Origin of the sequence: Streptomyces sp. NPDC037389 (assembly GCF_040636475.1) — a bacterium.
GTDB classification, from domain to species: Bacteria; Actinomycetota; Actinomycetes; order Streptomycetales; family Streptomycetaceae; genus Streptomyces; species Streptomyces hesseae.
Genome location: NZ_JBEZUS010000002.1, coordinates 19418 through 44285, shown reverse-complemented (window position 1 = coordinate 44285; position 24868 = coordinate 19418). Strand labels below are relative to the sequence as shown.

The following is a 24868-nucleotide window of genomic DNA, read 5'->3' as shown; positions in this document are numbered from 1 at the left end:
CGTCGCAGAATCTATGGCGATGCCCCGGCCCGGGCCGGGTTCTCCCCGCACAGTGAAGCCGTCGTTCCGGTGCCGGAACGCACAGTGTCCGAGGCCCCCGGTACGCTGCGAGCGGATCTACTGGGGGGTAGTCATGCAGGTCCTGACACAGGGGACGCAGGGGATACAGGGGACATCCGCGCCGGACCGCCGGGCGCACCGGGCCGAGGACGTGCTGGCCATGCAGCGGTCGGCCCACAGGGGCGGCACCCGGTCCGTGCTGAGCTGGCTGGCGGCGCGCACACGGGCGCAGATTTTCCTGGTCGGCGTGGACGGGACGATCCTCGCCTCCTGCGGCACCGGCACCGCCACCGGCACCGGCGCTGTGGAGGGGGAGCGGGCGGCCGAACTGGCCCGGCGCGGTACGAAGGAGCTCGTCTCCCGGGGCCTGGGCTCCCTCGTCGTCGACGACTTGGAGCACACGGGGCTGATCTACTCCCTGGACTGCGCACGACGGACCGCCGCCCCGGCCCTCGCCGCCGTCCTGGCCGGGCCCGGCCCCGACGGCCTGCCGCAACTGCTCGCGGACGCCTCCGCGACCCTGGGCACGTGCTGGCAGGCCGAGGACAACGAACGCCGGCGGAACCGGCTGGAGCTCGTCGAGGCGTACAACCGGGAGGCCGTCCTCCACCTGCTGATGAACGGTCAGGTCTCCGCCGCCCGCCAGATCGCCGGTGTCCTGCGGCCGGCCCTGCCCGATGTGGTGCGCTTCCTCGTCGTCGAGTGCCCGTCCCGGCTGCGCCCGGATCTGGCGCGCCGGTGCGCCGGGCTGATACCGGGGGCGTGGGTGGTGCCGTGCCCCGTCCACGCCGACCACCTCCTCGTCCTGGCCCCGGTCGCGACCGGGGAGCCCGCCGGGGAGCCCGTGGCCCTCGCCGCGGCGGTCGCCCGGGTGACCGGCGGCCATCCGGTGGGCGTGAGCGAGGCGGTGCCCTTGCGGGAGACGGCCACCGCGTACGGGCAGGCATTCCACGCCCTGGCCGCCGCGCGCGGCCGTGCCCAGCGGTACGCCACGTTCGCGTGCCGCCCCGACCCGGTCCTGGTGATCGGGCCGGCGGTGGCGGCCTGGGCGGAGGGGCTGCTCGCACCCCTGCGCGGGCACTCTCCCCGGCGTCCCCAGGACCCCGGCGGCGCGGAACTCGTGGCCACGGCCGCCTCATGGCTGGCCTTCTCCGCGCGGGCGACCGCCCACCTCAAGATCCACCGGAACACCCTGTCGGCCCGGCTCCGGCAGACCGGGCAGCTGCTCGCCCTCGACCTCGACCGGCTCGCCGGCCAGTCGGTCCTGGCGCTCGCCCTCCGCGCGGAACGCCTCTCCGCGGCCTGCCGCCCGGGGCCCATGGCCCACGACGGCGCGAAGGGCGGGGCAGAGGGCGGGGCGGCGTCGCTCTCCCTCGACGACCTCCTGGCCCGCCCCACCACCGTCGCGTGGGCCCACGGCCTGCTCCGGCCCGTACGAACGGCGCCACCCGGCGCCGCCCTCGCCCACACGCTGGACGTCTGGCTGCGCAACGACGCCCGCCTCGGGCCCACGGCCATCGAGCTGGCGCTGTCGCCCACCGCCGTCCGCAAGCGGCTCACCCGTATCGAGGACCTCCTGGAGCGCTCCCTGCTGCGTTCCCCCAGCGACCGCCACGAGCTGTGGCTGGCCGCCCGCGCCCTGGACCTCGCGGAAGCCGGGACCACACCCGCCCCCACTCCCACCCCGGCCCGCCCGGCCTGATCATCACGCCCAGGCCGCTCCGGCCGCCGCCCTACGGCCGACCGGCCGGAACGGCCGGTTCGGTCGGCATGTACCCTTATAGCGCGCCCGGCTGTCCGCGGCCCCGAGGAAACCCCAGCTCAGCTGGGGTTTTTCTATTTTTGGGGACACTTTGCGGCAGCCGGTCCGGTCGTGTCCGAGGTCGCCCGTCCCCGCCGTCTGCCACACACTGGTCGCGGTCGAGCCTTGAACGAATTGGTACGCCGAAGCATGAACGTTTCTCACACTGATCACCCCACCGGGGGCCAGGCCGACGTCGCCTGGGACGGTCACCGTCCCGTGCGCGTGGGAGTGCTGGTCACCGCACTCCTGGCCGCCTGCGTCGCCTTCCAGCTCAACGCGAGCATGCTCAGCCCCGCGCTGAAGAGCATCGAGGACAGCCTCCACGCCAGCTCCGCGGAGATCGGCCTCACCCAGACGGCCTTCTTCACCTCGGCGGCGCTGTTCTCGCTGTTCCTGCCCCGGCTCGGCGACGTCATCGGACGGCGCAAGGTGCTCGCGGGGATGCTGGTGCTGATGGCCGTCGGCTGTGTGGTCGCCGCGCTGGCCGAGAGCGTTCCCATGCTGTTCGTCGGCCGGCTCATCCAGGGCGCGTCCGGGCCGACCGTGCCGCTGTGCCTGATCATGCTGCGGATGGAGGTCACCGAGCCCAAGCGCTACGGCACCCTCCTGGGCGCGATCACCGCCGTCAACGGCGGCATCGCCGGCGTCGACTCCCTGGCCGGCGGATACCTCGCCGACAACCACGGCTTCCAGTCCGTCTTCTGGGCCATGGCCGTCGTGGCCGTCATCGCCGCCGCCCTCGTCGCCACCCTGACCCGCGAGACCAAGGTCCCCTCCGCGCACTCGATGGACTGGCCGGGCGTCGCCTTCCTCGTCGTCTCGGTCGGGTCGCTGCTCATCGCCCTCAACGAGGCCGGCAAGCTCGACGCGGCGAACTGGGGCCTGGTCGGCGGGCTCGTCGTGCTCTCCGCGATCGCCTTCGCCCTGTTCTGGCGGACCGAGGACCGCACCCGCCACCCGCTGGTCGCCACGCGCCACCTCAAGCAGCGCGGCACCTGGGCGACCCTGCTGACCACAGTGCTCACCATGACCGGCGTGTTCGCCGTCATGAACGGCCTGATCCCCGCCTTCGCCCAGGACGCCAAGGCCGGCCTCGGCATGAGCGCCGAGGCCTCCGCCTGGTGGACCCTGACGCCCTACGCGCTGGCCGGCCTGGCCATGGGCCCGGTCGCGGGCCGGCTGGCCGCCACCTACGGCTACGGGCGGATCCTGCGCCTGGGCCTGGTCGGCGCCGCCGCCTCCGTCATCCTGATGATCTTCACCATCCCGGCCCACTCGCGCGTCCTGCTGCTGGTGACCTCGGTCCTCGTCGGCATCACCTACGCGGGCGTGGCCAACATCGTCCTCAACGGCCTGGGCATCGTGCTGTCGCCCAAGGACAACCCGGGCTTCCTGCCCGGCCTGAACGCGGGCGCCTTCAACCTCGGCGCGGGACTGAGCTTCGCGCTGCTCTACGCGGTCAAGACCGCAGCCATGCCCAGTGACCCGGCATCGGCCGGCGGCTATGTCACCAGCATGATCGCCGGCGTGGTCATCATGGCCGCCGCCCTCGGCACGTCCTTCCTGATCCCCAAGCCCGTGGAGGCGGAGGCGCACTGAGGCGTACCGGCGCCCGTACCGCCGTCGAACGGGCGCCCGAACGGGCCAATGCCCCCTGTCCGTCCCATTGAAGCCTCCCCCTCGCATCCCCGACCATGAAGGGCGAGCGATGGGGAGGCCCATGAGCCGCTTCTGCCGGGACGTCGTGATCATCGGGGCCGGGCCCACCGGCCTGGCCCTGGCCGTGGCCCTGCGCCAGTACGGGCTGGGCGTGACCGTCCTGGAGAAGGAGCCCGGCACAAAACGGCAGGTGCGAGCCAGCGTCGTCTGGCAGCGGGCGCTGGAGGTCCTGCGCGACCTCGGCTGCGCGGACCGCTTCCTGGAGCAGGGGCTGCCCCTGCGCCAGGCGGTCTTCCACGTCCGGGGACGGGAGATCGGGCGGCACACCATGACCGTGCCCGGGACGGCCTTCCCACAGCCCCTGTCCATCGAGCAGATCGCCATCGAGGCGCTGCTGGCCGAGCGCCTCGCCGAGCTCGGCACCGAGGTCCGCTGGAACAGCGAGGCGGTCGCCGTACGCCCCGGCGAACGCGCCGCCCAAGTGGACGTACGCGGGCCCGACGGGACGGTGGAGACCCTCGACTGCCGCTGGGTCGTGGGGTGCGAGGGCGCGCACAGCGTCGTCCGCAGAACGCTGGGCCTCCTCTTCGAGGGCGAGCGCCGCACCGGCCTCCAGGCCGTGCAGATCAACGCCCGGCCCCGGTGGGCCCACCCCTACGCCCCGGACACCACGTACTTCTTCATCGAGCGGCGCGCGAGCCTCATCGTCTCGCCGCGCCCGGGCGGCGGGTACCGCTTCTTCTGCTTCCGTGACGACCCCGACCCCGGGAATACCGCGCCGCCCGACGTCGAGGAGATGCGCGAGCTGGTCGCCCGGGCCACCCACGACCCGGACATCCGCCTGGTGCCCACCGAACCGGAGTGGTTCAACCGGGCCCGCTTCCACGACCGCGTCGCGGCCACCTTCCGCGTGGGCCCGGCCCTCCTCGCCGGCGACAGCGCCCATCTGTGGGCCCCCATCGGCGGGCGCGGCCTCAACACCGGGTTGCGCGGGATCCACAACCTCGCCTGGAAACTCGCCGCCGTCCACCAGGGGCACGCCCACGACGCGCTGCTCGACACCTACACCGCCGAGCAGCGCGCCATCGCCCAGGAAGTGATGCGGCAGATGCGGCACAACGTCCTGGAGCTGCCGCCCTCCGTCCCCACCCTCACCGCGATGCGGCTCCTCGGCCCCGTCCTCCTCCGGAGCGAGGCCTTCAACCGGCAGGGACGCAACCTCCTCAGCGAACTCTTCCGCCACTACCGCACCGGCCCCCTCGCCGCCGACCGGGGCGGCCGCGGCGCCCTCCGCGCCGGCGACCGGCTGCCCGACCTGCCCGTCACCGAGAGCGGACGGCAGCGCAGGCTCCACGACCTGCTGTCCTACGACCGCTGGACGCTGCTGGTCGACGCGGCGGCCGGTGCGGCCACCGGCACGGTGCCGGGGACAACCGACACGGCCGAGCTGCGCCGCACGCTTGATCGCTACGCGCTGCGGGCGGAGGTCCTTGGCATCCGGGCGGGGAAGGGTGCGGCGGAGGGGCCCGCGCCGGGGACGTTGTTGCTCGTCCGGCCGGACGGGCATATCGGGCTGCGCGCCCGGGCGGGGGATGTCCGGGCGCTCGACGCGTATCTGAACCGGTGGTTCAGCCGCCGCACGGGCTGAGCGGTTCGTCACCCGCGCGCCGGTGGGGGCTTGTCGCGCAGTTCCCCGCGCCCCTTACGGGGCGCCCCCGTTCGTACCATCATCCTCTCCGGGCCGTGGAAGATCAGGTCGTCCGCGTAGCGGACCGGCTCCTCCGCCGGGGACAGGCCCGGCAGCCTCAGTAGTTCGGTCAGGCCGATCTCCGCCTCGGCTCGTGCCAGCGGCGCGCCCACGCAGTAGTGGATGCCCATGCCGAAGCCGGTGTGCCGGAGCGCGTCGCGGCGGATGTCGAGCCGGTCGGCGTCGGGGAAGCGCCCGGCGTCCCGGTTGGCCGAGCCCAGCACCAGGACGACCTTCTCGCCCCGGCGCACGCCGTGCCCCGCGATCTCGTCGTCCTCCTTGGCCCACCGGCTGATCATCTGTACGGGGGAGTCGTAGCGCACCAGTTCCTCCACCGCGCCCGGCAACAGCCCCGGATCCGACCGCAGTGCCGCGAGTTGCTCCGGGTGGGAGAAGAGGGCCAGGAGCCCCTTGGCCACCAGATTGGTGGTCGTCTCGTGGCCCGCCGTCAGCAGATGGATGCAGGTGCCCACCAGGACGTCGTCCCCCAGCGGAATGCTCTCCTCGGCCGCCAGCATCGCCGCGATCAGGTCCGCCGCGTTGGGGCTGCGCCCCGCCCGCCGCCCGGCCAGCTCGGCCCGGAAGTACCCGGCGAGCTCCCGCGCGGCCGCCTCGGCCACGGCGAACCCGTCGGACCGGCGGGCCGCCCGGGAGCTGGTCGCCTGCTGGAGGTCCACGGCCCGCTCGCGGAACCAGGGGCGGTCCGTCCGTGGCACCCCCAGCAGTTCGCTGATCACCAGGATCGGGAAGGGCGCGGCGAAGCCCGCCACCAGATCGGCGGGGTCCGCCGCCGCGAGCTCCCCGGTGAGCTCCGCCGCCAGCCGCCGGATCCGGGGGCGCAGGGCCTCCACGATGCGGGGCGTGAAGCTCTTCGCGACCAGCGCCCGCACCCGGGTGTGCTCCGGCGGGTCCATGAAGACCAGCCAGTTGGTGACCGTCCGCCGCAGGTGCGGGCACTCTTCGGGCAGCGCTGCGGGCAGGGCGCCCCGGCCGTGGAGCCGGCTGGTGAGCACCCGGGCCACGTCGGCGTGGCGGAAGAGGTACCAGGTGTCGCCGGAGCGGTGGACGGGGTCGAGCTCCCGGTAGGGCCGGTAGGACGCGTAGGGGTCCGCCGGATCGACGTCCTCCGGTCGGAACGGGGGCAGTATTCGGCTCATGACGCTCCTCCTCCGTCGCGGCGGACGTTCCGGCGGAAGAAGTCGGCGTGGAAGGCCGCCATCTCGCCGACCTGGGACGGCACCGGCTGGCATTTGCGGGCCGCCGCCGCGAGGTGGTCGAGGCGCAGCGCCAGCGAGCGGCGCGCCACGTCGGGACGGGGGACGAAGGCGGGCGGGGTGTCCAGTTCGAACGTCGGCCCGGCGGTGCGGCCGCGGCGGCCGGACTCCATGGTGACCAGCAGCTCCGCCAGCGGGCGCATCATGCCGGTCATCACGTCGATGGAGGCGTTCATCAGCTTCGAGCGGCGCAGGCTGCCGTCGGGGCTCTCGCCGAAGTGCTGGACCATCAGCTGGAGCATCACGTGGTACGAGCGGTTGAACAGCAGCGCCACCGCGCGTGCCTCCTCGTCCGCGATCGGGTCCTTCGCCGCGTCGCCCACGCCCAGCGTGGGGTTGCGCAGCACCGGGTAGGCCGGGCTCCAGGGCAGCAGCCGCCCGTAGGGGCCGGGGACCCGCTCGGTGGTCAGGGCCTCGCCGATCCGCAGGAAGCTCTGGAAGTGCGAGGAGTCCGACGGCCCGGCGTCGCCCAGGGCGCCGCCCTCGCCCTGCTCGGTGATGAAGTCCACGGCGAACAGGGCGCTGGAGAGGTCGTCGACCTCCAGTTGGTAGTCGGGGTGGGTGGTGTTGACCGATTCGCGCATGAACACGTGGTGTTCGCCGCCGCCGCGCCCCTTCTCGACGAGGAAGAGGTCCGGGACGCGGCGCAGCCCTTCCCGGATGCCCGCGTACAGCTCGCTCACCGAGTTCCAGGTGAAGCCGAGCGGCCGGAGGGGCCCGGGCCGGGCGCCGTTCTCGCGGCGCACCTCGGGGGTGAGCCCGGCCGGCTGCTCGATGGCGATGTAGCGCTGCACGCTGCCGACGCTCAGCCCCTCCAGGGCGAAGTCCAGCGGTACGGGGAGTTCGGCGTTGAGCGTGCCGAAGTCGATGTCCGGGATGTGGAAGGGCTCGCCCATGGCCGTGATGATGTTGTTGACCAGCAGGAAGTGGATCATCTCCTCGCGGGCCACGTTCAGCAGGGTGCCCCGGATCCCGTCGTCGACGGTGGCGCCGCCGTGCCCGCAGGCGAGTTCCAGCTGTTCCGCCGTCCACTGTCCGCGCCGTACGTACTCCCGCCCGGCGCCGTGCGTGGGCACCGAGAACGCCGCGTAGAGGTACTGGAGCATCACCGCGAGCTCCAGTGCGGCAGCCTGCTTGAGGACGGTCCACAGCTCGCCGCGCGTGGTGATGGCGGGCTCGGTCACGGGGATCGCCGGGGAGGTCAGCGGCGGGCGCGGCCGTTCCTGCTGGTTGCGCAGATAGGCCAGCAGGAGGCGGGCCTTGGGGTCGGTCAGGTCGCGGGTGGGCGGCATGTAGTACGTCCTGGCCTTGTTGCGCGGGTCGCACATCTGCCAGGCCAGCTCGGCGTAGGTCTCCACCTTGCAGCGGTCGGCGAGGCTGAAGACGTCGGAGCGCATGAAGGTGGAGATGTGCTCGTAGAACGCGAAGACCTCGCGGTGGAGCAGGGTGAAGTCGACGTCCTCGCGGGGGACGTCGTCCAGGTGCCAGTCGTCGGGCAGGACGCGGACGGACAGGCTGCCCGCGCCCGCCCAGTAGCCGAGGGCGTCCTCGTCGTCGTAGGCCGTCCAGGCGGAGCCCTCGGCGGTGGGGTCGGCGGCGGGCCGGTCGGCGGGGTCGGCGGTCAGCAGGACCCGGCAGGTGCCCGCCCGCTCGCCGCGCAGCGTGAGCAGGCCCCGGCCCCTCTCGTCGGTCTCCACGGCGCACTCGGCGGTGAAGCCGTCGTCCCCGCCGCGCATCCCGAGGTGGACCACGTCCCCGCAGCGCGCCCCGGCGCCGCCCGCGACGGGGTCGGCGGGCAGGGCGCGCGGGTTGGAGTACTGGCGCGCGTGGACGGTCCCGGCGTTCGCCGCGCGGCCGCGGACGAACACGCGCAGCGGGATCTCGACGGAGTGGTCGCGGTCGTGCGCCCGGTCGCGGTGATGGAGCGTCACCAGGGGCTCGTCGCTCTGGACGTTGACCTCCCGTTCGGCGAGCAGCACCGTCGGCTCCCCGCTCCCGGCCCCGTTCCCGGTGGCGGCCCGCACCAGGCACAGGGCCTCGTCCGGGGCCGCCTCCCAGCCCGTCTCGGCGGGCACGGTGACGATGCCGGAGGTGAGCTCCCCGTCGTACGACCCGGCGGGCAGACGGGCGAGGAGCCGGCCGGAGCGGGCCGAGCGCAGCTCCAGGTCGCCGGCGTCCAGCGGCGGGCCGAGCCGGTGCAGCGGGCCCGGACCGGCCTCGGGGGCCCGGCCGGTGAGCGGCACGGCGGAGACCATGTTGAACGCGGCCCGGCCGCGGCCGACGTCCACCGTCATGTGGTGGAGCGGGCCGCCCGCCCCCGGGAGGGGGGCGAGCAGCCGGCCTGCGGGATAGCCGCGCATCTCGTCGGCGTGCCAGGGCGCGATCGTCCCCCGCACCCGCCACAGGGCCGGTGTGTCGGGGGCGAGCGGCGAGGTCACGTCGTCCAGCGCGAACTGGACGACGAGGCCGTCCGCCCCGCCGCCCGTCACCGCCTCGCGCAGCGCGCGCACGACGGGGGAGAGCCGGACGTCCGGCAGCCAGCCCAGCCCGTCCGCCCCCTCCTCGGGGGTGACGACGAACTGGTGGACGGCGCAGTAGCCCAGCTCCCGGGCGAGCGCGTGCTCGCCCGGGTCCAGGACGCGGCGGAAGTCCACCCAGCGCGGCGGCTGGAAGCCCTCGACCGCGTTGCTGAGCATGTAGCCGTCGTCGTGCGAACGGCCCAGGCGCCCCAGGCCGAACCGGCCGATCATCAGGGCGGTGGTCCACCGGGAGGCCGGGTCGAGGTCGAAGACCCGGGCCCGGTTGACGGTCGTGCGCAGGTACTCGTTGTAGTGGCCCCACACGTCGACGCTGCGGCCGACGACCGGGTCGGTGGTGACCGGCGGGGCGCCGGCCGGCGCGTCCGGGCCCTCTACGGAGACGATCCGGGCGTCCAGCAGGAAGTGGCCGTTGCCGTCGAAGTGCCGGCCCTTGGCCGCGCTGAAGACGTCCCCGCCGAAGGCGCCCTCCGCCGCCGGGCAGGGGCGCCCGGCGGCGTCGAAGTGCGGCCCGAGCCGCTGGAGGTGGTCGTGGTACTCGGCGGCCGGCCGGTCGGCCGGGAAGGGCCGGCCGTCGCCGGTGAGGGCGCGGTTGGTGGCCAGGTCGACGAGCCCGTTGCGCGGGCCCGTGGGCAGTTTGGTCGTCGCGGTGCCGGCGAAGTGCAGCCGGGGCAGATCGAAGACGCTCATCACAGGGCTCCCGCGGGGTTGGCCCGGCCGGAGACGGCCGTGCGGCGGCGGTCGGTGGCGAAGTCCGTCACCTGTGCGACGGCCCGGAGGGCGGACTCGATCGATCCGTCGATCCAGGCGGGCGACGTCGAGCAGTGCTCGCCCGCGAAGAACAGCCGGTGCGCCGGGCGGCCGGCGCGCAGCAGCTCCTCCTCGACCTCGCCGGGGCTCTTGCCCCAGCGCACGGCGCAGCCGGCCTGCCAGCGGGAGTCCCCCCAGGCCACGCTCACGGCCTCCAGCACCATGCCGGGCGAGAGCAGCTCGGGATGGGCCACGCTGAGCTCGTCCAGCACCAGGCGGTGCCGGCGGCAGGCCGACATCCGGCCCAGCTTCCGGGCCTCGTCCCCGATGGTGTAGCTGGCCAGCAGGGTGGCGCCGCGCCCCGGTTCGCCGTCGACGGGCGGGTAGTAGGTCTGGCGGATCCGCCCTCCGGTGAAGGAGGCGCCGCCCTGGATGCCGCTCTCCCTCCAGAACGGCGTGCGGCAGAGGAAGGCCACCTTGGTGGCGGGGCAGTACTGCACGTCGCGCAGTACGGCCAGCTTGTCGGCGTCGAGGCCGCTGAGCCGCATCCGCCGTACGGCGGGGAACGGCGCGGTGCACACGACGAGGTCCGAGCGCTTGACGACCGTCCGTCCGTCCGCCTTGACCTGGAGCAGGACGGCGTCGTCGCGGACGTCGACCGCGGTCACCCGGTGGCCGAGGGCCACCGTGCCCCGGAGGCGGCCCGCCAGACGGCAGGTCAGCTGGTCCATGCCGCCGTGCAGCCGCAGCAGGTCGGGGCTGGTCTCGGTGAGGATGTCGTCGAGGAAGCTGTTGAGCCGTCCGCTGCATCCGGCGCGGATGCCCGGGTACGCGGCGAAGAACGCGTGGAGGTCGACGCGGTCCAGCGCCGATCCGCGTATGTGCTCGGTGATGTCGAGGTGGTCGACCATGTCGAGCAGTTGGCGGTGGAGGTCCGCGCGGAGCGCGTCCCGCAGGTCCGGGGGCGCGATGGCGTCGACGATGGCCGTCAGCCAGGTGCCGAAGATGATCGTGCCCGTCGAGTACCGGTGGTCCGGGCGTTGCCGGGCGAGCTCGGCGCGGAAGTCCTCGCGGAGCGGGCGGGCGGCGTCCCGGATGCGAATGAAGCCGTTCCGGGTGTGGAGATAGGCGTTCTCCTCGGAGAGGAGTGTGTCGAAGGTGCGGAGTTTGTCGTCCAGCCCCATCTTTCGAATGTATTCGAGAGTGTGGCGGTGGTGGGCCGGAATGCGCATGGCGCCGAGCTCCACGGACGGTGCGCCGGGGCCCGGGCCGAACCGGTGGGTGAGGATGCGGCCACCGATGCGGTTGTTTCCTTCGAGGACCTCGACGCGATAGCCGAGGCGCTCCAGTTCGTAGGCGGTCACCAGGCCGGAGACACCGGCGCCGATGACGGTGACGTGGCGCCCCCGCTGTTCGAATTTATCGAATGCGTGGGCATGCCAGACTGTGGAGTTCGCGGACATTGGTGGTTCCCCCCGTTAATGCCGTGCTTTCCCCGTTCGGGCACCCGTACAAATTTCATACGGAGCCGTCAGAACGCAATGGTATTTGAGGACGCCCGAAATCCGGCAGCGGATTTTTCCCCGGCGTCGACGAAATCGTAGACACCGTACGGAGAAATGCGGCCGGGGATGGTCCGGAGATCCCATGGGTCATGCGCTCGCCCTGCCGGACGTGATCGACGCGGGCCCCACGACGCCCGGCAACCCCTCGGATCATCCGGCCGTACTCCCAGCGGAGTACCGAAAAGCCCGTACTCAAGTACGACGACGCGGGCGCCCGGAACAGGCATCGTGGAGGCATGGAGCACGAGGTGACGGGCCGGAGAGCCGGGAGCGGGGGTGGCGGGTGAGCGCGCTCGCCGTGGCGGTGCTGCTGTGCCTGGTGTCCGCCGTCTGCTACGCCGGAGCGGCCATCGCTCAGGAGCGCGTCGCCGCCACCGGCCCCGGCGGGGGGTACGCGCCGCTGCGGCGCGCGGGCTGGTGGGGTGCGGTGGCCCTCACCACCCTCGGCGCCGGGCTGCACGTGGTGGCCCTGGCCTACGGTCCGCTGAGTCTCGTTCAGCCGCTGGGCGCGCTGACGATCGTCTTCGCCCTGCCGATGGCCGCGCTGTTCGCCCGCCGCCCCGTCGGCGCGGCGGGCCGGCGCGGCGCGCTCCTCGCCACGGTGGGGCTGGCGGGGCTGCTGAGCCTCACCGGGACGCCGCACGGTGACACCCTCGACCGCGCGGAACGCCCCTTGCTCGCCGTCGTGGCCCTCGCCGCCGTCACGCTGGCGGCCCTCGGCGCCCGCCGGCTGCGCCACCCGGGCGCCCGGGGCGTCGTGCTGGCCGCCGCGGCGGGCACGGCGTTCGGCATGGCGTCGGTCTTCACCAAGGCCGTCGCCGAGGACTGGACGACGCGTGGCGTCGGCATCCCGGCCCTGCTGCCGGGCCTCGCCGCGATCGCGGTCCTCGCCCTGGCCGGAATGCTGTTGTCCCAGGCCTCCTACCGAGGCGCGGGCCTCGCCGCCCCCCTGGCGACCCTCACCGTCGTCAACCCCGTGGTCGCCGCGGCCGTCGGCGTCGCCGAACTCGGCGAGGTCTTCCGCTACGGGGCCACGGGTGCCCTCTTGGCGGCCGTGGCGGGTGCGGTGGCGGCGACGGGGGTGGTGACGCTGACGCTCCAGGACGCGAAGCCGAAGCGTCCTGCGGACAGCTTCACCCTGCCCCGGGCGCGCCGCCCCGACCGTGGCCTCGTCCCGGCCGGCGCGGACCCCGACCAGGGCTGACGCCTGGAGGGTGCCCCGGTCCCGCCCTTTCACCGCTTCCCAGGGGGCTGCGCCCCCTGGCACCCCCGGTTTGCGGGCAGGCGTTCCGCAGGGCTGGGGGCACCTCCCAGCGGTAGCCGGGGGAGGGGCGGGAACAAACCGCCCACCGGGCCGCACCGTGCGACGGCGAACGCCCCGTGGCGCGCGAAGCACGGAACGCGCCACCATGGTGCCCTCGCCGAACCCCTCCGGAGGAGAGCCCGTGGATTTCGATGTCGTCGTGGAGATCCCCCAAGGCAGCCGCAACAAGTACGAGATGGACCACGAGACCGGCCGCATCCGCCTCGACCGGATGCTGTTCACCTCCACCCGCTATCCCGCCGACTACGGCTACATCGACGAGACCCTCGGCGCCGACGGCGAGCCCCTCGACGCGCTCGTGCTCGCCGGGGATCCCACCTTCCCCGGCATAGTCATCCGGTGTCGTGCGATCGGGATGTTCCGGATGCGGGACGAACAGGGCGAGGACGACAAGGTGTTGTGCGTGCCCTCCGGTGACCCCCGGCACGAGCACGTGCGCGACCTCCGGCATCTGCCCGAGTTCGACCGGCTGGAGATCCAGCACTTCTTCGAGGTCTACAAGGAGCTCGAGCCGGGCAAGTCCGCCGAGGCCGCCTGCTGGGCGGGCCGGGTCGCCGCCGAGGCCGAGATCAGCGCCGCCCGCGCCCGGGCCAAGGCGGCCGGGGCCGGCTCGCCCTGGTAACCGAGCCAAGGGCGGCGGCGATGCGGTAGAAGAAGGGGGCATGGCCACCACCGACCGGCGCGCCGAGCCCGCTTCCGCCGCTTCCGCCGCCATGGAGGGAAACGGTCCGCACCACGACGTACGCCTGGCGACGGTCGCCGTCTCCTTCGCCGTACTGCAACTGTGCTACGCCGTCGCCCATATGGACCTCGGCTGGGACGAAAGCGTCTACCTCTCTCAGGTGGACCCCCGCAACCCCGCCGCCTTCTTCAGCGCCCCGCGCTCACGAGGCATCAGTTTCCTCGTCGCACCCGTCATCGCCCTCACCCCCTCCGTCCCCGTACTGAGGGTCACGCTGGTACTGCTCTCCTCGCTCGCGCTGTTCGCCGCGTTCCGGGTGTGGGAGCCGCTGCTGGGCAAGGGGCGCGTCGCGCTCGCCGCGCTGCTCTTCGCCGGACTGTGGATCACCGTGCTCTACGGCCCGGAGGCCATGCCCAACCTCTGGCTGGCACTGGCCGCCGTCGCCGCCGTCGGCTGGTTCCTGCGCGCCCGCCGCGACGCCCCCGGCCCGCGCCGGGCCCGTACGGGTCTCGCCGTCGCCCTCGCCGCCGCCGCGCTCCTGCGCGCCCCCGACGCCGTCTGGCTCGCCCTGCCCCTGCTCGCCGCCTGCGCCGGACTGAGGGCCTGGCGGACGCCCGGCACCACCGCCGCCGTCCTCGGCGGGCTCGCGGCCGGCGGCGCGCAGTGGGCGGTCGAGGCGTACACGCGCTTCGGCGGCATCGGCCGGCGGCTCGCCCTCTCCAGCGACACCGAGGGCGGCATGGGCGCCCACCTCGGCGCCGGCCTCCGCGCCTCCTACCGCACCCTCAACGGCCCCCAGCTCTGCCGCCCCTGCCGTATCGCGGGCCCCTCCATCACCCACTCCCTGTGGTGGCTGCTGCTCCCCGTCCTCATCGCGGCCGCCTGCGCCCTCGCGCTGCGCGCCCGCCACCGGCAGCCGGAGGCGGCCGCCGCCACCCTTCTGCCCGTCGTCTGCGCCCTGGCCCTGGCCGCGCCCTATCTGCTCCTGCTCGACTACGCGGCGCCCCGCTTCCTGCTGCCCGTCTACGCGCTGCTCGCGCTCCCCGTCGCCGCTCTCGCCGTGCACGCCGTACGGGCCTCGGGGGCGGCCGGCGGCCGACGGGCCCGGCTCGGTACCGTCGCCCTGCTGTGTGCCGTCCTCGCCGCCCACCTCGCCGTGCAGACCGAGGAGCTCCGGGTGAACACCGCCGACGCGCGCGACACCACCGTCCGCTACCGCCGGGCCGCCAATGAACTCGGCCGCCTCGGTGTCACGGCCCCCTGCCTCGTCACCGGCCCCCGGGCCCAGCCCATCGCCTACGAGGCGGGCTGCGCCTCCGCCCAGACCATGGGCAACAACCTCTCCCACACCACCGACGACATCGTCCGCACCGCCACCCGGATCCCCACCGCGCTGCTGTACGACACGCGTCACCCCTACCTCCCCCCGTACGCGCGCCGGTGGCACTCCCACCCGCTGCCGGGCACCGACTGGCTCGCGTACGTCCCCTGACGTGCTCAGGCCAGCAGGGCGGCCAGGTCGCTGTCCACGTCGAGGTGCCCGGCCTCGGCGCCCGCCGGCACCTGGGCGTAGGTGTGCGCCAGGAAGGCCCGCAGCTCCGGGGTGTCGACCTGCACCATGGCCACCCCCTCCAGCGCGTGGAACTCCAGCACCGTGCGGTGCGGTCCGCACGGCCACACCCGTACGTCCCCGCCGCCCGCCGAGCGCAGCAGGCCCCGGGCCAGCAGCTCCCGGGCGAAGGCCCACTCGACCTCGTCGCCGTCGAGGGAGGCCGTGGGCGGGAAGACGACGCGCACGGCGAACGGATCGGCGCTCTCGTAGCGCAGGAGCGCGGGCACCGTCCGGGAAGGCGGAGCCGACGCGATGATGCGTGCCTGGACAGCCTGTTCGATGACAGTGGACAATGCCGGCTCCCTTGCGTTGGTTTCCCGGTGGTGCGCTTCCGTGCCGTTGTGACTTCCTCTGCTTTACACAGTGAGACGGCGGAACGATCGTGGTCGTGCACATGAATCAAGCGTGAGCTGCGTCACGGCCCTTGAAAAAGAAGACATTTGTCATTGATGGCAATGAACTTCAAGGAATACGGCCAAGGATGGGCGGACCCGGACCACCCCGAGCCGTATCCGGTCCCCTCACAGCCGCGCCGGCAGGACCGCCAGCAGCTCCCATCCCCCGTCCGGCACGGGCCCGGCCGTCAGCGAGCCGCCTATGGCGTCCGCGCGCTCGCCGACGCCCACGAGCCCGAGCCCCCCGCTGTCCTCCGGCGCGCGGGGCGCGGAAGGCGTGCGCGCCGGCCCGCCGTCGTCCCGCACGGACACGAACAACCGCTCCCCGGAGCGCCGCAGCGACACCCCCACGGCGGAGGCGTCCGGGCTGTGCTTCGCCACATTGGCCAGGCCCTCGCCGACGATGCGGTGGACGGAGGCGCCCAGTCCGGGGGCCAGCCCCTCGTCGAAGCGGGGGTCGACGCTCAGCGTGACCCGCGCCTGCGGGTGCACCTCGCGGAACGCCGCCACCAGCTCGGCCGTACGGTCCAGCCCGGGCAGCGGATCGCGGTGCGCCTGGTCCTGCTGGAGCACCTTCAGCAGCCGCCGGGCCGTCGTCATGGCCTCGTCACCGGCCTCCTGGATGTCGCGCAGCGACGCGGCGACCCGCTCGTCGTCCGCCAGCGACCCGGTGGCCTTGGCCAGCAGGGTCATCGCGGCCACGTGGTGGGCGACGCAGTCGTGCAGCTCGCCCGCCAGCTCCAGCCGCTCGGCCTCGCGCGCGGCGGCCACCGCCCGGGCGCGCTCGGCGTCCCGGCAGCGCAGGCACAGCCCCAGCGCCGTCACCCCGGCTACGACCAGGGCGTACGCGACGACAGTGGTGCTCAGCGCGTCCGCGTCCCGCACCGGCGCCGCGAGGACCCCGGCGGCCAGCGCGATCCCCAGCGGCACGGCCGGCCGTACCGGGGTGCGCCAGGCGACCGCGCCCAGCAGCGCCAGCAGGGCGGCGCTCTCGGTGATCCCCCAGACCGGCATGGGCTGCCCCGCCGTCAGCAGATAGCCGGTCGCCGACCACGACACGGCCACGGCCGCCGCCGCCCGCCCGGCCAGCGCCGCCCAGGGCAGCAGGCAGGCCGCCACCAGCAGTCCGGCCAGCCACACCACCAGATGCGCGTGGTGCCCGCCGGAGTACTCCGGATGCCCGGCACCCCTGCTCAGCACCCGGCCCTCCAGGATCCACAGCCCGCCGAGCCCGGCCACCAGCCAGCCCCGGCCCCGGACCGGCGTACGTACGGCCACGCGGGACGAGCCGGGGGAGGACAGGGGGCGCGGCGACGGCAGGGGGATCTGTGTCATCGCTCCACGCTAGGCACGGCGCCCCCGGCCCCGGATCGCCCGTGCGGCCACCGGTCACCGGCCAAAAGGATGAAACTTTGACGTTCTCGTCGCCGTGGACGCCGTCATGGACCTTGTCATGGACGGTTCCGCCGCGCCTCCGCTAGCTTCCCGCCCCATGAGACGCATGGGAAAGACCTTACGGACCCTGCTCACCGGGGCCTGCGGAGCCGCCCTCGCCCTGGGCGCGAGCGCACCGGCGCGGGCCGCCGCCCCCGACCGTCCTATGGCCTGGGAACTCAAGAGCACCGGCACCGACGCCCGCTTCCGGGGCCTCGCCGCCGTCAGCCGCGCCACCGCCTGGGCAGCGGGCACCAAGGGCACCGTCCTGCTCACCCGGGACGGCGGCACCACCTGGCGAGATGTCTCCCCGCCCGGGGAGCGCGGGCTGGAGTTCCGCGACATCGAGGCCTTCGACGCCCGGAACGCCGTCGTCCTCGCCATCGGCGAAGGCGAGGCATCAAGAATCCTGCGGACGGAAGACGGCGGCACCACCTGGACGGAGGCCTTCCGCAACACCGACCCCAAGGCCTTCTACGACTGCGTGACCTTCTTCGACCGCCGCCACGGCCTCGCGCTCGGCGACCCCGTCGACGGCAGGTTCCGCCTCCTGGCCACGGACGACGGCGGCCGCGCCTGGCGACCCCTGCCCACCGCCGGACTGCCCGCCGCCCTGAGCGGCGAGGCGGCCTTCGCCGCGAGCGGCCAGTGCGTGGTCGGCTCCGGCCCCCGCGACGCCTGGATCGCCACCGGCGGCGCGACCGTCTCCCGCGTCCTGCACTCCACCGACCGGGGCCGCACCTGGACCGCCACCGAGGCGCCCCTGCCTGCGGGCGACGCCGCCCGCGGCGTCTTCGGCCTCGCCTTCCGCGACCGCTCCCACGGCCTGGCCGTCGGCGGTGACTACCGCGCCGGCCGGCCGTCGCCCCGGGCCGCCGCCGCCAGCGGCAACGGCGGCAGGACCTGGCACGTCGCCACCGCGCCCCCGGCCGCCTACCGCTCCGGGGTCGCCTGGCTCCCGCACACCCGCACCACGGCCCTCGCCGTAGGCCCCACCGGCAGCGACTTCACCACCGACGGCGGCCGCACCTGGCGCACCTTCGACACCGGCTCGTACGACACGGTCGACTGCGTCCCCGCCGCCACGCCTGGCGCGGGGTGCTGGGCGGCGGGGGAGAAGGGACGGATAGCCCGGCTGGTGCTCCGGAAGGATTAGGAGGGCAGCTCCTGGCGGTACGGCTCCATGGCCTGGGACGTCTTCGTCGGGATGAACTCGGTGACGGTGTACTCGGCCACGCCGGCCACCGTGAACGGGTCGCTGCGCGTGATCTCCTCGATCTTCGCCCGGTCCTCGCCCACCGCGAGGATGATCCCGCCGTCGCGCGGCACCTTGCGGCCGGAGGCGATGAAGACGCCCGTCTCGTAGTGGGCCTCCAGCCAGGCCACGTGCTCCGCCAGAGCGGCGTCGATGCGCTCGATGGGAGCGATGTAGGTAAGTTCCAGTACGAACATGATCGACAGGCTACGCCCAGCCGCCCGGGACGGCACCCCCGCCCCGGTGGCGGGGTGCCCTCCCGGTACCGTGGGCCACCATGATCGACGCACCCCGCCCCCTGCCCACCGGCTGGCCGACGAACGAGGCGGAAGCGACCGCCGTGCAGGACGAGTTGCGCGGTCGGGTGATCCTCGACGAGCCGGGCCCGGAGCCGGGTGCTCCGCTGATCGCGGTGGGTGTGGACGTCGCGTACGACGACGAGCGGGACGTCGTCGTCGCGGCGGCCGTGGCGCTCGACGCCGCGACTTTCGATGTCGTCGAGGAGGCGACGGCCGTGGGCCGGGTCGCCTTCCCCTACGTACCGGGGCTGCTCGCCTTCCGGGAGATCCCCACCGTCCTCGCGGTCCTCGACCGCCTCACGGTCACCCCCGGCCTCGTTGTCTGCGACGGCTACGGCCTGGCCCACCCCCGCCGCTTCGGCCTCGCCAGCCACCTCGGCGTCCTGACGGGCCTGCCCACGATCGGCGTCGCGAAGAACCCCTTCACGTTCACGTACGACGCGCCGGGTGCGGAGCGCGGCGACACCTCCCCCCTGCTGGACGGCACGGAGGAGGTGGGCCGGGCCCTGCGCACCCAGCGGGGCGTCAAGCCCGTCTTCGTCTCGGTCGGCCACCGGGTGAGCCTCGATCACGCCTGCGCGTGGTCGCTGGCGCTGTCCCCGCGTTTCCGCCTCCCGGAGACCACCCGCGCGGCCGACTCGCTCTGCCGGCGGGCGCTGGGGGCGGAGGGAACCGGCTGAGAGGTGCCGGGTGAGAGGTGCTGGGCCACTTCCCCGTGAACTCCCGTGTTTCACTCCGATTTCATCAGCCCCTGCAAACTCAGGAGTGACGACTGGCGATTGCACGGACTCACCACGGAAGGTCACATGTCTAGACACCTCAAGGGCCTCAGACGCGTCAGACGCCTCATATCGGCCCCGGTCCTCGCCCTGCTCATGGTCACCTCCGGCGTCGTCGCCACCGCCACCACGGCGCAGGCCGCGGACGCCGATTCCTGGACGTTCACCAACACCGACGGCACCCTCAACGCTACGGGCAACAACGACGGAAACCAGATCTCCGTCACCCCCGACGGCACCAACTACAGGAACTGGCGGCTGATCAAGCTCGGCGCCCCCGGCACGTTCAACATCGCCAGCACCTCCTCCGGGAAGTGCATCTACGCCACCCAGCCCGCCGTACAGCAGTCCTGTGGCAAGGACGGCGAGCAGTGGAACTTCCGCCCTGTCGACGGGAAGCCCAACACGTTCGGCGTCGTCCGCCGCGACGAGCGCAGCGGCACCGAGTGGTGCATGGACAACCGGGGTGGCCTCCACCTGTGGGGGATCCTCGCCCAGCCCAACGTCTGCAACGGCAGCGCGAGCCAGGAATGGACGGTCCCCGCGTCGAAGGCGGCCGAGGCGAGGAAGCTCGCTCTCGACTTCTACTCCGACCTGTGCGCGAAGAAGACCTCCACCTGCTCGTGGACGCAGAAGTCCGAAGGGCAGCCCGAAGTCCTGCCGCGTCAGCCCGCTTCGTCGGTCTGGTACAACGACACCAGCGGCAGCATGAAGCAGGTCTTCACCACGATCTACCACTCCGGCTGGGCGCAGTCGTACTCCGCGGGCGTGTCGACCTCCGTCGGTGTCACCACCCCGGTCCAGGCGATGATCTCCAGCCAGCTCACCGCGACGCAGACCTACCAGTCCGACGAGAGCACCGTGAACGGCATCGCGATCGACGTCCCGGCCAAGAACTACGGTTGGGTCGACTTCGCCGCCATCGGCAAGAAGGTCACCGGCACGTGGACCTTCGACACCGACAACCAGCCGTGGACCACCGACGCGAGCGTGACCGTCCCCGTCATCAACTCGGCGGCCGGCTCCACGATGTACGTCGCCCGCACCAGCGCGACCCCGCCGGGCACCAGCGCCGGCACCGGCAGCCCCGACGTCAAGCCCGCCGCTCTCGCGAAGACCGCGACGGCCACCGTGGACGTGCCCGAAGGCGGCAAGCTGACCGCCTACAAGGGCGGTGTCCAGGTCGACGCCGCCGACGGCAGCACGATCGCGGCGGTACAGCCCGGAACCGTCACGGACACCAACGGTACGAGCCACAAGGTCAGTCTCGCGGTGGACGGCAACACCGTCACCCAGACCATCGAAGGCGTCACCGGTGACACCGTCACCGGCACGATCACGCCCCCGACCTTCTCCCTGGGCAGCGGCACTCCCGCCGCCGCGATGAAGACCGTGAAGACGATGACGGCGGCGAAGTCCCTCATGGCCGCTCCCGCCGCCAGCAGCAGCGACGAGCACGACAAGTGCATGGCCATGAAAATCGGCGGCAGCATCGTCAAGGGCGGTGCCTTGGGCGCCTTGACAGGTGGCCCCGAAGGACTTGCCATCGGTATGATGACCGGCGCGTTCAAGGGCATCGCCAAGGGCGTCGTAGAGTGCAGAAACAAGTGACCTGACCACCTGAACGAAGCGTCCCCCTGCCTGAGATCGGCAGGGGGACACTGTGTTTTTCGGCGCGCCCTAGTTGCCGGACTTGCTCGGCCGGGGGGTGACGATGGGGAAGACCACGTCGGGGAAGGTCAGATAGCCGAAGACCGTGTCGGGTGCGGACAGGTCACCCTCGACCGTGATGCCGTGGCCGACGGCGTTGTCGAAGTGCTCGGTGAACCGGGGCCCGGCGAGCACCAGCTCGTCGAGCATCTCGCGGCTGAGGGAGATCCTCGCCTCGGTCACCTTGGTCCCGTTGCCGGACAGGTCGGCCATGACGTCCTCGCCGGCCACGTACACCAGCACTCCGTTGCGCAGGGTCGTCGTACACGTCTCGGGCACCCGGGCGGGCGGCTGCTCGGGCTTCGTGCCGGAGCCCTGCCCGCCGTGGGTGACGGTCCAGCGCAGCACGATGGGCCCGGTCTGCTCCGCACCGGCCCTGGGGCCGTCGACGCTCTTGGCCATCGAGGTGAAGAACTGTTCCAGGGTCACGCTGTGCACCAAGTCCGAGGCACCGCTCACCTGGGGCTTCTGTGCGTGGCCCATGCGGAGTTCGTCGGCACCGGAGAGGTAGAAGTTGCGCCAGGGGCCGTTCTCGGCGCCGTAGCCGAGCTGGGTCATGACCTCGGCCTGGAGGGCCTTGGCCTGCTGGAGGACCTCCGGCGGGACCCGGTAGCCGTCGGGGTCGCCGGAGGCGAAGATGACGTGATTGAGCAGCTCGGTGGCCCAGCGGTAGTCGGGCTCGGCCGACTCGACCGCCCGCCGCGCGATGTCCACGACGGCCTCGGGCCCGCCCATGGCCTCCAGGTACTTCACCCCGGCCTCGGTCGGAGGGAGGTTCCACAGGTGGGCCGGGTTGCCGTCGAACCAGCCCATGTAGCGCTGGTAGACGGCCTTGAAGTTGTGGCTGAGGGAGCCGTAGAAGCCCTGGGTATACCAGAGGTCGGCGAGCTTGGGAGGCAGCTCCTGGAGCTTCTCCGCGATCTCGATGCCCGTGTACCCGGCGTTGATCAGCCGCAGGGCCTGGTCGTTGAGGTAGCCGTACATGTCCCGCTGGTTGCCGAGGTATTCGAGGATCTCCGCGTTGCCCCAGCGCGGCCAGTGGTGGGAGGCGAACTCGATGTCGGTGTACGGGCCGAACGCCTGGATCGCCTCGGTGAGGTACGTCGACCAGGCGTGCGCGTCGCGGACCTGGGCGCCGCGCAGGCTCAAGATGTTATGGAGGTTGTGGGTGGCGTTCTCCGCCATGCACAGCGTGCGGATCTCGGGGAAGTAGAAGTTCATCTCCGCCGGGGCCTCGGTGCCCGGCGTGAGCTGGAAGATCATGGTGACGCCGTCGATCTTCCGGGCGTACAGACCCTTCCGCCACGGGATCACGTAGTCGTCCGACCACTCCTCGCGTGGGGTGGCCGGGCCCTCGCCGACGCTGTGGGTGGGCGGGATGAGCGTCACCTCACCCGTGGAGGAGGTCAGCCCCAGCCCGGTGCCGACCTGCCCCTGCGGCCCCTTGCCCAGACCGGCCGCGTACATGTACTCGGCGCGCCGGGCCATGGCCGGGCCCGCGTACACGTTCTCGCTGATGGCGTGCTCAAGGAAGCCGGTGGGTGCGTAGACGGGCAAGGTCGAGGGCGCCTCGGCGCCGCCGAAGAGGCCCCGGGAGCCGCCGAAGTGGTCGACGTGGCTGTGCGTATAGATCAGCGCGGAGACGGGCCGCTGGTCGCCGGTCTGCGTGCGGTACAGGCTGAGCGCGGCCTCGGCGGTCTCGAACGACACCAGCGGGTCGATGACGACCGGGCCCGTGTCGCCGTCGATGATCGTCATGTTGGAGAGGTCGTAGCCGCGCACCTGGTAGATCTGCCGGGCGTCGCCCTCGTTCGTCACCCTGAACAGGCCCGCGATGGCCGTGAGCTGACCCTGCCGCCACAGCTTGGGGTTGACGGTGTCCGGGGCCGGGGCGGTCGGGTCGTCGGTGAGGAAGTCGTAGCCGGAGAAGGTCCACACCACCTTCGCCGGGTCCGTACGGGACGTGATGACCGGCAGGTCGGCGGGCGGCGGGGCGATGCGGTTGCGAAGTGCGTTGCCGAGTTCCGCCCCGCTCGACGCCGGCAGGCCGCCGGCGACCGCGCGGTTCTTGTTCGCGACGAACGGGGAGGGCTCGATGGGCTCCAAGGCGCCGGGCATACGACGGTCTCCTGTGGGGTCGTGTGGTCGCGCCACTGGCCTGTGCCAGGGACGCGACCACGCTAGGAATCCCGTGGAGCGGGCCGCAAGGTGGCGATCAAGCCAGGGAGTTCACCGGATGGCCTGGGTGCGCCTGGGCCCGGTGGGCCTTCTCCGCCGCCTCGTACTGCGCGAGGGCCATCGGGTCGCACCGCTCCTTGGCTCCGGCCTTCGCGCGGGCGAAGAGCGCGCATCGCGGGCATGGCGCGCCGGACGTTCCGGGCGCCCCGCCGGTGTGGGGGAGAGGGATCGTCACCGGACACCTGCCGCGCGCTTCTCGACGGGGGTGGCCAGCCGCAGCGCGACGGGGCCGGCGTCCCACTCGCGCCCGCCGCGCGGCGGGCGGAGCTGAGCGCGGCCGCCTTCGGTGGCCATGAGGCGGCCGAGCCGGTTGAGACGGGTGTCGATCAGCCATACGCCGGGGCGGTAGGTGATCGCCGTCGGTGTTGTCATTTGTTTGAACCTCCGTGTGTTCCACGCTGGTTGAGCGGGAATTAAGTCGAGGCTCAGACTCCACCCGTGACATGTGGCTGACCAGACAGTTTGGCATTCCAGGAAGCTCTGGAATGCAGGGGATTGAACGCGTGAACGAGGAAGAGGCGGTCGAAACGCCCGCGGTGATGTTCGGCAAGGAGATCAAGCACGCCCGCGAAGCACGCCGGGTGGACGCAGACCCAGCTGGCCGACAAGCTGTGGTGTCGGCAACCGTACGTGAGCAAGGTCGAGAGCGGCCAGCAGCTCGCGTCGCCGCAGTTTGCGGAGATGTGCGACCAGGTGTTCGGTACGCCGGGTGTCTACGCGCGGATGCGGCAACGGACGGCGGATGCGGGGAATCCAGCATGGATGCTCCCGTATCTCCAGCTGGAGCGCCAAGCGGCTGGCGTCTGCGACTACTCGCCCGTGCTGGTTGCGGGGATCTTGCAGACACCCGAGTACGCCGAAGCCGTCTACCGATCGGTCCGCCCGGGTGACTCCGCACCTCGCATCAAGCAGTGCGTCGAAGACCGCATGCGACGCCGCGAAGTGTTCGACGCGCCCAACCCGCCGTCCTTCTGGGTCATCCTTCAAGAGGCCGTGTTGTGGTCCGGTCTGGGTGGAGCTGACGTTATGTGGAGGCAACTCCAACACTTGGTGGCGGTGTCCGAGCATCCGAACATCACGGTTCAGATGCTCCCCTTCGGCGGCATGCCAGCGAGGGGAACGCCGTTTATCTTGCTGAGGCAGCAGGACGGGACCGAAGTCCTGTACGCGGAGAGCTACGTGCGGGGGCAAGTGCATGACTCGCCGGAAGTAGTCGACGAAGCGCGCGCGACGTATGAGCGGCTACGCGCCAATGCCCTGTCCCTGCCGGATTCTCTCTGTCTCATCCGGCACGTTATGGAGGCATACGCTCATGAGCACCACCCTCGACCTCTCCCACGCGATATGGGTGAAGTCCAGCTACAGCGATGGGAACGGCGGAACGTGCGTCGAATGGGCCCCCGCACTCGTCCCTACCGGCGTCGTTCCCGTCCGGGACAGTAAGCGGTGCCCTGACGGGCCCGTGCTCGCCCTGCCCGCCGCCTCCTGGTCCGCGTTCGTGACGGGAGTCAAGGACAGGGCGCGGCGGCCCGCCGTGTAGTCCCACGGCACCCCGGTGCGCCCTGTCGAGCGCTCGCGCACCCGTGGGCGGGCGTATCAGCTGACGCATGGAAGGGCAGCCTCCGCAGGTGTAACGCGGCGATCGCCGCCATCTCCAAGGAGGCCAGCCATCAACAGTATCCGTCGTGTCATTGCCGCTGCCGCAGCAGGTGTCGCGCTCGCTCTCGCCGGTGTGGCCATGGCC

The 24868-nt window shown here is 72.6% G+C and carries 18 protein-coding genes and 2 pseudogenes; 11 read left to right on the top strand and 9 right to left on the bottom strand.

Annotated elements, in window-relative coordinates:
• Nucleotides 1-133 precede the first annotated feature (133 nt).
• From AB0E98_RS03735 to AB0E98_RS03725, 3 genes are all read left to right on the top strand, one after another.
• Entirely contained in the window at nucleotides 134-1762 is a 1629-nt protein-coding gene (locus tag AB0E98_RS03735) for a helix-turn-helix domain-containing protein (RefSeq protein WP_361698243.1), read from the top strand.
• Between the two features lie 249 nt (nucleotides 1763-2011).
• Complete coding sequence (locus AB0E98_RS03730) at nucleotides 2012-3463, top strand: MFS transporter (RefSeq protein WP_361698241.1); 1452 nt, start codon at nucleotides 2012-2014, stop codon at nucleotides 3461-3463.
• A 121-nt stretch (nucleotides 3464-3584) separates the two neighbouring features.
• Nucleotides 3585-5171, top strand: a complete 1587-nt coding sequence (locus AB0E98_RS03725) for an FAD-dependent oxidoreductase (RefSeq protein WP_361698239.1) — start codon at nucleotides 3585-3587, stop codon at nucleotides 5169-5171.
• Between the two features lie 8 nt (nucleotides 5172-5179).
• Here the strand turns inward: AB0E98_RS03725 and AB0E98_RS03720 are convergent, their stop codons facing one another.
• From AB0E98_RS03720 to AB0E98_RS03710, 3 genes are read right to left on the bottom strand one after another with little or no spacing between them, the layout of a single operon-like run.
• Complete coding sequence (locus AB0E98_RS03720; protein WP_361698237.1) at nucleotides 5180-6427, bottom strand: cytochrome P450; 1248 nt, start codon at nucleotides 6425-6427, stop codon at nucleotides 5180-5182.
• A complete protein-coding gene (locus tag AB0E98_RS03715; RefSeq protein WP_361698235.1) occupies nucleotides 6424-9771 on the bottom strand; it encodes a ferritin-like domain-containing protein in 3348 nt (1115 codons plus the stop codon). The genes AB0E98_RS03720 and AB0E98_RS03715 overlap by 4 nt, the downstream gene beginning before the upstream one ends.
• Entirely contained in the window at nucleotides 9771-11294 is a 1524-nt protein-coding gene (locus AB0E98_RS03710; protein ID WP_361698233.1) for an NAD(P)/FAD-dependent oxidoreductase, read from the bottom strand. Before AB0E98_RS03710 ends, AB0E98_RS03715 begins: the two co-directional genes overlap by 1 nt.
• 385 nt (nucleotides 11295-11679) lie before the next feature.
• Between AB0E98_RS03710 and AB0E98_RS03705 the strand changes: the two are divergent.
• The 3 genes and pseudogenes from AB0E98_RS03705 to AB0E98_RS03695 form a co-directional block, all read left to right on the top strand.
• A pseudogene (locus AB0E98_RS03705) lies at nucleotides 11680-12498 on the top strand (DMT family transporter); the annotation flags it as partial.
• 343 nt (nucleotides 12499-12841) lie between these two features.
• On the top strand, nucleotides 12842-13342 hold the full coding sequence (locus AB0E98_RS03700) for an inorganic diphosphatase (protein WP_311609312.1): 501 nt from the start codon (nucleotides 12842-12844) through the stop codon (nucleotides 13340-13342).
• A gap of 40 nt (nucleotides 13343-13382) precedes the next feature.
• Nucleotides 13383-14894, top strand: coding sequence for a hypothetical protein (locus AB0E98_RS03695; protein WP_361698231.1), 1512 nt, complete (start codon nucleotides 13383-13385; stop codon nucleotides 14892-14894).
• A gap of 5 nt (nucleotides 14895-14899) precedes the next feature.
• Here the strand turns inward: AB0E98_RS03695 and AB0E98_RS03690 are convergent, their stop codons facing one another.
• Both AB0E98_RS03690 and AB0E98_RS03685 read right to left on the bottom strand, forming a co-directional pair.
• Nucleotides 14900-15307, bottom strand: coding sequence for an SsgA family sporulation/cell division regulator (locus AB0E98_RS03690; protein WP_361698229.1), 408 nt, complete (start codon nucleotides 15305-15307; stop codon nucleotides 14900-14902).
• 228 nt (nucleotides 15308-15535) lie between these two features.
• Nucleotides 15536-16744 carry a histidine kinase gene (locus tag AB0E98_RS03685; protein ID WP_361698227.1) on the bottom strand — a complete coding sequence of 403 codons (1209 nt, stop codon included), beginning with the start codon at nucleotides 16742-16744 and terminating at the stop codon, nucleotides 15536-15538.
• Between the two features lie 166 nt (nucleotides 16745-16910).
• On the opposite strand from AB0E98_RS03685, the gene AB0E98_RS03680 reads away from it, so the two are divergent.
• On the top strand, nucleotides 16911-17999 hold the full coding sequence (locus tag AB0E98_RS03680) for an oxidoreductase (RefSeq protein WP_361698225.1): 1089 nt from the start codon (nucleotides 16911-16913) through the stop codon (nucleotides 17997-17999).
• Here AB0E98_RS03680 and AB0E98_RS03675 read toward each other — a convergent pair.
• Nucleotides 17996-18295: a YciI family protein gene (locus AB0E98_RS03675; protein WP_361698223.1), complete on the bottom strand. Its 300-nt coding sequence runs from the start codon at nucleotides 18293-18295 to the stop codon at nucleotides 17996-17998. The two genes, AB0E98_RS03680 and AB0E98_RS03675, sit on opposite strands and share 4 nt — an antisense overlap.
• Nucleotides 18296-18375: 80 nt before the next feature.
• Between AB0E98_RS03675 and AB0E98_RS03670 the strand changes: the two genes are divergently transcribed.
• Together AB0E98_RS03670 and AB0E98_RS03665 are read left to right on the top strand one after the other, a co-directional pair.
• Entirely contained in the window at nucleotides 18376-19077 is a 702-nt protein-coding gene (locus AB0E98_RS03670) for an endonuclease V (RefSeq protein WP_361698221.1), read from the top strand.
• 126 nt (nucleotides 19078-19203) lie between these two features.
• Nucleotides 19204-20787 carry a hypothetical protein gene (locus tag AB0E98_RS03665; protein WP_361698219.1) on the top strand — a complete coding sequence of 528 codons (1584 nt, stop codon included), beginning with the start codon at nucleotides 19204-19206 and terminating at the stop codon, nucleotides 20785-20787.
• 69 nt (nucleotides 20788-20856) lie between these two features.
• Here AB0E98_RS03665 and AB0E98_RS03660 read toward each other — a convergent pair whose 3' ends face one another.
• From AB0E98_RS03660 to AB0E98_RS03650, 3 genes are all read right to left on the bottom strand, one after another.
• Nucleotides 20857-23004 carry an alkyl sulfatase dimerization domain-containing protein gene (locus tag AB0E98_RS03660; protein ID WP_361698217.1) on the bottom strand — a complete coding sequence of 716 codons (2148 nt, stop codon included), beginning with the start codon at nucleotides 23002-23004 and terminating at the stop codon, nucleotides 20857-20859.
• 97 nt (nucleotides 23005-23101) lie between these two features.
• Nucleotides 23102-23299 (bottom strand): hypothetical protein, encoded by a 198-nt coding sequence (locus AB0E98_RS03655; protein WP_361698215.1) that lies wholly within the window; start codon nucleotides 23297-23299, stop codon nucleotides 23102-23104.
• Complete coding sequence (locus AB0E98_RS03650; protein ID WP_361698213.1) at nucleotides 23296-23496, bottom strand: hypothetical protein; 201 nt, start codon at nucleotides 23494-23496, stop codon at nucleotides 23296-23298. Before AB0E98_RS03650 ends, AB0E98_RS03655 begins: the two co-directional genes overlap by 4 nt.
• Nucleotides 23497-23754: 258 nt before the next feature.
• On the opposite strand from AB0E98_RS03650, the pseudogene AB0E98_RS03645 reads away from it, so the two are divergent.
• A pseudogene (locus AB0E98_RS03645) lies at nucleotides 23755-24354 on the top strand (DUF5753 domain-containing protein); the annotation flags it as partial.
• An 82-nt stretch (nucleotides 24355-24436) separates the two neighbouring features.
• Complete coding sequence (locus AB0E98_RS03640) at nucleotides 24437-24664, top strand: DUF397 domain-containing protein (protein WP_361698211.1); 228 nt, start codon at nucleotides 24437-24439, stop codon at nucleotides 24662-24664.
• Nucleotides 24665-24868: the final 204 nt, after the last annotated feature.